The sequence below is a fragment of the Phycisphaerae bacterium genome (assembly GCA_018003015.1).
Classification (GTDB): Bacteria; Planctomycetota; Phycisphaerae; order UBA1845; family PWPN01; genus JAGNEZ01.
Genome location: JAGNEZ010000121.1, coordinates 1 through 8779, shown reverse-complemented (window position 1 = coordinate 8779; position 8779 = coordinate 1). Strand labels below are relative to the sequence as shown.

The 8779-nt window shown below is 62.9% G+C and carries 7 protein-coding genes; all 7 read right to left on the bottom strand.

Annotated elements, in window-relative coordinates; genetic code table 11:
• Positions 1 to 107: 107 nt before the first annotated feature.
• On the bottom strand, positions 108 to 2186 hold the full coding sequence (locus KA354_24680; protein MBP7937849.1) for a serine/threonine protein kinase: 2079 nt from the start codon (positions 2184 to 2186) through the stop codon (positions 108 to 110).
• On the bottom strand, positions 2183 to 2761 hold the full coding sequence (locus KA354_24675) for a sigma-70 family RNA polymerase sigma factor (GenBank protein ID MBP7937848.1): 579 nt from the start codon (positions 2759 to 2761) through the stop codon (positions 2183 to 2185). Before KA354_24675 ends, KA354_24680 begins: the two co-directional genes overlap by 4 nt.
• A gap of 660 nt (positions 2762 to 3421) precedes the next feature.
• Positions 3422 to 3565: a hypothetical protein gene (locus KA354_24670; protein ID MBP7937847.1), complete on the bottom strand. Its 144-nt coding sequence runs from the start codon at positions 3563 to 3565 to the stop codon at positions 3422 to 3424.
• A 3-nt stretch (positions 3566 to 3568) separates the two neighbouring features.
• Entirely contained in the window at positions 3569 to 3724 is a 156-nt protein-coding gene (locus KA354_24665; GenBank protein ID MBP7937846.1) for a hypothetical protein, read from the bottom strand.
• 135 nt (positions 3725 to 3859) lie between these two features.
• Positions 3860 to 5662, bottom strand: coding sequence for a carbohydrate porin (locus KA354_24660; GenBank protein MBP7937845.1), 1803 nt, complete (start codon positions 5660 to 5662; stop codon positions 3860 to 3862).
• A 91-nt stretch (positions 5663 to 5753) separates the two neighbouring features.
• Positions 5754 to 8087: an arylsulfatase gene (locus tag KA354_24655; GenBank protein ID MBP7937844.1), complete on the bottom strand. Its 2334-nt coding sequence runs from the start codon at positions 8085 to 8087 to the stop codon at positions 5754 to 5756.
• Between the two features lie 175 nt (positions 8088 to 8262).
• On the bottom strand, positions 8263 to 8574 hold the full coding sequence (locus tag KA354_24650) for an antibiotic biosynthesis monooxygenase (protein MBP7937843.1): 312 nt from the start codon (positions 8572 to 8574) through the stop codon (positions 8263 to 8265).
• Between the last annotated feature and the right edge of the window lie 205 nt (positions 8575 to 8779).

Here is an 8779-nt window from a genome sequence, read left to right as displayed (position 1 = left end):
AGGCGTCTTCACCCTCACCTGCAACGCCAATACCTGGGCCCGGCAAAGGCTCCTCGGCCTGCTGCAGGCGATGAAGACCGCCCAACACGCCGCTTGAGGCGGGCGGATTATGCAACGTTGGGGTAGATCCACACCATGAAGGCCGTGAACAGAGCGGACTTCGACGCGGACATGAACCAGGCCACGGCGGCAATGAAACTGCCCGGAGCCGAATGCCCGAGCAGGTAAAAAATGAACTGCATGCCGAATACCACCGTCGCGATTTGCACGGCGCCTCGGCGATCGCTCGTCCGCAGCCGGGCATTGTTCCACGCCAGCGGCATGGCGGCGATCAGAGTGGCAACGAAGATCAGGCCCATCGCCGTCTGGCCGCTGGTCTTCAGCGGCCGGATCACATGGGTCGCCTCGGGAGACAGACTGCCACCCACGTCGAAACGAATGCGACCGTCCAATTCGTCTCCCCGCACCCGGATCGAGGCGGCCCCTGCCTTGGCCGAATCCCAAACACAAGGCCGCTCGCTCGTGGTGATCAGCTTGAAATCACTCATCTCCAGACCGGCGAGGCGAAACAGCGTCGCCCAGGGCGGATCGTCCTGGCGCGCGGCCGCGGTTCGCGATCGCGGGTTCCAGCCTTCGAAACGGCGAAGATGCCCATCCCCGGTCAGCAGAACTTCCGCCTGAATACCGTCGAGCGGCTTGGAGTCCAGAACACTGATATCCTCGGATTCGGCTGCCGGCTGGCCGAACAAGGCATATCTGAAACAGATCACTTCCATGCCCGGCGGCAAGCCCGCGTCACTGCCCACCGCTTGCTGGGAAGCGCTGCGGATGGCGTCCCAGCGATCGTGGTCGAGAACAAAGGCCTGCTCCGACAGGCGGCGGGCGGACTCGTATCCCAGGGTCTGTAGAATGCCCTCCGCCTTGTTGCCGAGTACCTCCGGCGGCACCGACAACCGGGCGAGGGAGACCAGCAGCGTCTGGTTCGCGAGCAGCAACGCCGCGGCTAGCCCCGTCAAGGCAACCACAGCGCTGACGATGGCAAGCACGGGCGTTCGAGAGGATCGGGCCGGCGAGTCCGCCACCACATCGACCGGCGGCGTTTCACCGGAAGCGATCATCGCGGTCAGAACCTCTCCACCGGGAAGCGCCGCAAGCACATCATAGACTGACTCGGGGCGATGGCGCGGGTCATTCTCCAGGCAGTCCATCATCACGCGCTCGAGCTTGCGATCCAGGTCGCCGGCCCAGGCGCTCGGAGGCGAGATCACCCTCGATGAATCGGGGAGCGCGCTCTGGTTCGGATCGATGGCGGGTCGGCCGGTCGCCAGCTCATACAGGATCAGGCCCAGGGAGTAGATATCACTCTGAATGGTGGCCGGTTCACCTCGCCGCAATTCCGGCGCCATGTAGGCGAGTGTGCCGGCCCGCTCGGCGACGGCCGAATCGTACACGGAGACCGCGATGCCGAAATCGGTGAGTCGTACCTCGCCGCGTTCATCGAGCATCACGTTGGCCGGCTTGAGATCCCGGTGCAGGATTCCGCGGTCGTGGGCGGCGGCCAATCCGAGACAAAGCTGACGAGCGACGAGGCCGGCCTTCTCCGGTGCGAGGCGCCCCACGCGCTTGACCAGCGTGGCCAGATTCTCACCGTCTATGTACTCCATCGAGATAAACGCTTCGCCGTCCGCCTCGCCGACGTCATGGATACGGCAGACATGACGGTGAGTGATCGTCGACGCCATGCGGGCCTCGGCGTGAAAGCGAGCCAGCCAAGTGGTGTCGGAACCTCGACCCGCGGTGAGGAACTTGAGGGCGACGGTGCGAGAAAGCTTCAGGTCCTCGGCCCGGTACACTTCCCCCATGCCGCCTCTGCCCAGCACGCCGAGGATGCAGTACCGATCCGCGACCCGTGTGCCCGGCGGCCAGCGGTCCAGAACGACCGTCGGCGACGCCGCCGTGGGTGTTGGTGGCGAAGCCGCGGCTTGGATGATTCTCCGAGCTTCCTGTGTCGATGGCGTCGCAATGAGCGTCTTCGTGCTGTGGAACTGAAGGAGTGATTCCACTTCGGCTCGCAGGTCCGGATCGTGGCCGCAGTGTGAATCGAGGTAGGTGCGGCGGGCGTTCTCTTCCATATCGCAGACGGCCAGGAACAACTCCTTGGCCTGCTGGTGAAAAGCAGAGGTCATTTAGCTTCGTCCTTGCCACCCAATTCGCGTCGAAGCCACGCCCGAGCCGCAGTCCATTCGCCTTCAACGGTGCGTTTCGAGACCGCCAGAACCACGGCAACCTCCGCAACACTCATACCGCCGAAGAACCGCATCTCGACTACGGACGCCTGCCGCGGATCCAGTTGGGCCAGCCTCTCCAGGGCTTCATCGAGGGCCAGGACATCTTCGTCCCGGCCGGGACTCAGGGCGATATGCTCGTCGAGCTGAATCCGAAGCGCTTTGCCGCCGCGCTTGGCCCGGCCGCGTGCTCGGGCATGATCGACGAGGATACGCCGCATCGCCTGCGCTCCCACGGCGAGAAAGTGCGTCTTGCCCTGCCAATCCACCCGGCTCTGATTGACCAGCTTGAGGTAAGCCTCGTGGACCAGCGCGGTCGGCGTCAGGGTGTGTCCCACTTCCTCACCTGACAGAAACCGGGCTGCCAACTGCCGCAACGGCTCGTAGAGCAGTTGGAACAGTTGCTCCGCGACGGGCTTGCCGCCGCTGGCAAGGGTTACGGTTTCCGTGATCTGTTCGCGAATGTCGGTTGCCATCATTTGCCTGTCCTGAGCTAGAGCCAAGCCCGAGAAGGGCAAGCTCTATTGTCAGGGCAGAACGACCGACGTGCAAGGGCTTACGTTCGCTGGATCGTGCTCGTCAGTGCGTGGAAACGGTAACCCACCCAGCCCGGAAGTTGGGGTTTCAGAGCGACTCCTGCAACCGCGCGAGACCGGTCGTTTCGCCGGGAACCAGACCGCCGCCGTAGTGGAATCCTGCCTTCCTCATACCGCAACTCCCCAAGATTATGGTTGCCATCCGCTCGCCCGGTTCCCTCTGAACCAGAGATCGCGCACTAATGCACGCGTCAAACGAGCTGATCGTCCGCGGGTCAGGCCTGGGTTTTCGGATTGCTCGGTGGATCTGCCGATTGGCCATGCGAGGGCCCGGCTGCGTCGACGGCCGCATCGTCGGACATCATGAAGTCGAGCGCGCGATCGATGCGGCGTGACAAGCCGATCATCGTCTGCCAGTGTTGTGGGATGAGCCCCTGGGCGTGGGCCAGATCGTTGCGCAGGGCCTCGAAGAGCTGATCAGCGATGCGTAGGTCACGAAAACACGACCGGCGAGTGGGCCAACAGGTGCCACTCGCCGGCCTTGGACGGCCGGGGCTGAAACCATGGCAGGTGTTCCGTGCTCGGAGCTGCGGGCGGCACCTACCACTTCACCACGAAACCGCCGGTCATCCATTTGCTGGACTCGACCGAATGAACCACGACCAGCTCTCCCGCTTGTGCTTCACCGTCGCGGGCGAGTTCGTCCAGGTGCAGCAGGATCGACGCCCCGCCGCAGTAGCCCACATCTCAAGCCCGGAACTTGATCCGCCGCTTCACGTCGTCGAGCGGGCGACCCAGATACTCCATGAATCGCTTGAGCCCGTCGTCATAGAGCTGCAGGCTGGGAATCGAGAGGATGTAGTGATTGATCCGGTCGCGCTCGATCCCGAGCTGGTCGAGCATATGGGCGATCCCCTCTATATACAAAGTTGACCCCGCCGTTCAACACCGTGGCACCGAGTGGATCGCGTCGGCCGGTGTTGCAGACAGGTTTCGTGGTTGCCCCATGGATTGACAAGAAAGCAAGGTTCTGAGCGGTCAGCCCCGTCCATCCGGTCCGGTGCCCGACGCCACGGCCGGTTTGGCCAAGGGAGCGCTCGTAGAAGAGCAGGAGCTCCCCCTTCGAAACAGCCCATCACGATCGCTATCGAAATGGTATATACCATTGATCCGCTGAACACAGCATTCTAGGAGCTGATCCATACCCCAACCGGATTCGCACAGTTGAAAGATGGTCGTCTCTGGGATCGCCGTCATCATGCGGTTGGCGAACGTCCCGCCTTGAACCGGCGTGTACGTGATGGTTGGCGAGTCGGTGTAGGCCAGACCCGCGCCCCAGGTTTGTTGCTGGGTCGGGTGCTTGTCATTCCCATAAATCGCCATGAGCGCGGGGTTCTCCAGCTTATTCAGGTTGTTCCACCACCCCGAAAACGATCCGTTAGCGACCAGCGTGTGGCTGCTGACTGGATCGACGATGAACTGAACGTCGGGCGTGAGGTGGCACCACGGCGTGATCTCGATGTTGTAGTACACCTCGACGCCCTGCTCGGCGTTCAAGCTGAATGCCGTGTCGATGTCGTCATTGATATTCGCGAGGTAGTAGCCGACCCCCCACGTATCGCGGTCGCGGGTCGGGATCGAGCCCTTGCCGCTGACGCCCAGGCTGTAGAACTCTTCGAAGATGTTCGGATTGCCGCCGTAGCCAAACCGGCCGAAGATGCCCACGCCCTGCTCAGGGTCGTCGGCTTCGGTGAACAAGTACTGATCGAAGTTGTAGAAGAGGCCCCAGGTGTCCGCGGATGTCTCGAGGTCGGCGAGGCTGTAGACCTGGTTGCCCAGTCGAAGCACACGCGCCCAGCGGGGCAGCAGTTGCCGAGGAATCAAGCGCGGCCCGATGACCGTCGGGAACTGTATCCGGCCGTCGCCCGCAAGCTCGGGGAAATCGCGTGACGTCCAGAACCACCCCAGACGCTGGTGCCCGGTCTTGCCGAAGGGTTTGACGGTGAAATCGAACTCCTGGCCGATCGTGTACCAGTCGCGCCCGTGAAAGGCTGTATTGAAACCAGTCATGGTGGCCGCGCCGTCGGGATCATTGTCCGCCACGGCCGTGCTGATCTGCAGCCACTTGGTCGGGAGCCACACGGCCAGGGCGCCAATGGTGGTGTACGGCACGCTATAGAAGAGGGTTGGGTTGATCCGTAGCCCCGTGTTCATGAACTGCGTCCGCTGATTGGAGGCGAACGCGTTCTGATCCAGCAGCGACGTTCCATCGATCTTGCCGGCCATGATCACGAACTGCTCGGAGAGTGCCTGGGTGAGGTAGAACTCCGAGAGCGTGGTCGTCCCCGGATCACCCGGGACAGGCAACGTGCCCTGGAAATTCGGCGGCATGAGCGAGCCGACCTTCGGGTTTATATTGTCCGCGATCTTCGTCTCGCCGTGCAGCGTGAACAGGCCACCCGGCCACAAGCCCATCCGGGCGGTGTCCAGCTTGAAGTAGTAGTCGGCGGAGCCCGAGTAGCGGAACGCGTTATTCGTGTCCTTGCCGCCGTGGGCATTGCCCTGCAGGATCTGGGTTACGTCCAGATCGAAGAGAAGACCCTTTTCCGCCAGCCTGGTCCGGGCGCCGCCCCAGTCGCCGGTGAGATACTTGCGGTGCGCCAGGTCCGCGGTGTAGTCCGGCAGCTTCTGAATGACCGAGGGCATCGCCGCTGGTCGGCTCGTTGGAGCGACCTCGTCGCCGGAGGCTGGCTTCTTGTTGTCGGCTGGCATCGCCCTCTGGCCGAATGCGATGCCGCCGCAACACGCCACCACCATGATTGCACCGATGCGCGATACCATCACGAAGTCTCCAGTGTTGGTCCGGCCTCTCGGGACGACAGCCACTCGGCGCGGTGACCGTCCCCCCGTCGAGAACCTCTCCTCTGCAGGCTCACTGCCGTCCCAATGCGGCGTTGATCGCGTCCTCCGGCTTGACGAGATGATCAGCGTTGTTCTGGTCGTCCGTGATCGAGAGCAGCACGCCCTTGACTTCGCCGCTGAAGCGGTTGCCCACCGGGCCGTAGTCCGGGGACACCGGAGCGCCGGAGTCCTCGCCGACATCGGCCCCGTCATCAGCGGAAAAGACCATCGCTTGGGTCATCGGAATCTCGCCTTTGCCAACCGACTTTCCGTCCATGAACAATGTCACCTTACCGCCCTTGCCAAGGCCGCCGCCGGCGTAAACGAACTCCATACGCACCTGGTGGGCGCCCGCCGGAAGCGCGTCTGCCGACTCGACGAAGAAGTGCTTCACGCCGGCCACGTTATAGCAGTACTTGAGCTTGCCGTTCTTCGCGTAGAGGCTCCAGCCACCAATGTTTGCGCCTTGGGCAACGATCACGCCCTCGGCTCCGGACGCCGGCACCTCGATCTCGGCGGTGACGGAGTGCGACTTGTTCTTGATGCTGAGGACGCAGTTCTCCGACAGACGCCCCATGCCGCCGAAGAGGAGCTGGGTCTTCCCTTTGACCAGTACGGGTCGGCCGGCGGTGTCAGGATTCATCTTCTCGGTGACCCTGTCGTCGATGGGCAGCACCTTGTAGCGTGTCGCCTCGATCAACCACAGGCGCTGCAACGCGTGGAGCTTCTCCGGCATCTGCCTGGCAAGATTGTTCGCCTGACTCCAGTCCTTGTCCGAGTACAGTTCCCAGACGTCATCGTCGAGGGGGACGGTCTTCTGGCCCACGAGAACCCAGGGAGTCCGATGCTTGGTTACGGCGGTCCACCCCTTGTGGTAGATGCCGCGGTTGCCGAAGATTTCGAAGTACTGCGTCTCGTGGCGCTCCGCGGCGTTGGCGTCGTTGAACGAGTAGAGCATGCTGATCCCCTCGATCGGGTCCTGCTGAATGCCGTTCACCGACTGCGGCTGCGGGAGGCCGGCCGCCTCAAGGACCGTCGGGGCCACGTCAATCACGTGGGTAAACTGTGAGCGAATCTCGCCCTTGGCTTTGACACCCCTGGGCCAGTGCACGACGGTGCCGTTGCGTGTGCCACCCCAGTGAGAGGCGACCTGCTTGGTCCACTGGTATGGCGTATCCAGGGCGTGCGCCCAGCCTACCGCGTAGTGGTTATATGACTCCGGCCCGCCGAGCTTGTCGATCCGCTCCATGAGGAACTCCGGTGTCTCCAGGGCGGCCAGGCCGTTGAAGTTTGCCATCTCGTTGTACGCGCCATTCAGCGTGCCTTCGGCCGAGGCGCCGTTATCGCCAACGATGTAGTAAATGAGCGTATCCTCGAGAATGTTCAGTTTCTTGAGCGTGTCCACGATCTGGCCGACGCAATGGTCGGTGTACTCCAGGAACCCCGCGTATACTTCCATCTGGCGGCGGAGGACGGGCTTCATGGCCGCCGGCATTTCCTCCCACGCGGGAATCTCTTTGGGACGCGGGGTGAGCCGGCAGTCGGCCGAGATGACCCCGAGTTCTTTCTGGCGGGCGAAAGTCTCCTCACGCAGCTTGTCCCAGCCTTGATCGAACTTGCCTTTGTATCTGTCGGCCCACTCCTTGGGCACATGGTGCGGCGCATGGGTAGCGCCTGGGGCGAAGTAGATGAAGAAAGGCTTGTCGGGCGTCAGTGCCTTCTGCTGGCCGATCCATTTGACGGCCTTGTCGGTCATGTCCGCCAGAAGGTGATAACCTCGCTCGGGCGTCTTCTTCAACTCCACCGGCGTGATGCCCTCGTAGAGCGTCGGATACCACTGGTTCGCTTCGCCGCCGATGAACCCGTAGAAGTACTCAAAGCCGCCGCCACCTGTGGGCCAGGAGTCGAAAGGACCGGCCGGGCTCGTTTGCCAGACCGGTATCTCGTGGCACTTCCCGAACTGTGCGGTGGAGTAGCCATTGAGCTTGAGCGTCTCCGCCAAGGGTGCCATAGATTTGGGCCGAACCGAACAGTAGCCCGGCGCACCGGTAGCAGTCTCGGTAATGCCGCCCATGCCGACGGAATGATGATTGCGTCCGGTAAGCAGCGCCTGGCGGGTCGGCGAGCAGAGAGCCGCAGTGTGAAAGCGGGTGTAGCGGATGCCGCTGTTCGCCAGACGGTCCAGGGCCGGCGTCTGGCACGGGCCGCCGAAGGTGCTGGAGGATCCGAACCCGGCATCGTCGATCAGAACGATTAGCACGTTGGGCGCCCCCTTGGGCGGGCGAAGCTGCTCGATCGGCGGGAACTTGCTGTCCGGGTCCTTCGCGTCATAGGTAATGAGGCCGGGCCGAACCGTGTTCGGCATGGGGAGATGGGATCGGTGCTTGGACTCAACCGCGCCCGGCGAGACCGGCACCCCGGCAACTTGCTGGGCGAACGCCGGCAGGGCCGCTGCGATGACGGCCACGGCCAACGCTCCGCACCTGAAGATTCGCTGGTTCGGTTTCATGTGCTTGTCTCCGTGTCTGTTATGTTTCACGTCAGGGCGCCGCCGCGGCGCGTGCCGCCGCGATGACTTCCATCCCCTGCGTTCCGATGATCGTGTCAAACCGTACGACGGGCCGTTCAGAAGAGAGGTCCATCACCGAAAGCAGGACTCTCAGATCTTCCGCCCGAAGGCGATCCACGAGGGCCTCCTGCGTTTCCCACTCCTCGACGTATACGAGGATGTTCTCATCCTCGACGTCCACGTACGTCGCACATGCCGTGCAGCCCTTCATCGCTCGCGTTGGACCCACCAGGCGAAGGAGCGACTTAACGACCCGCTCACGAACGGCCGGCGGAACCTGCATCTGTGCTCGTAAGAGAATCAGTGATTTGGCTCCCGCCCGTAGGCTTTGACGCAACAAGGGGGGCGTTCAACTCGCCGACGAGACCCGCGCCGCCCCGAACATCAGAGCACACGCCGTGCCGCGACGATGAACACCACGTAAGAAAACTCGAAGTGCCGAGCGGCTATGGACTTGTAGAGAAGCCTACCACTGGCTAGGATATGTG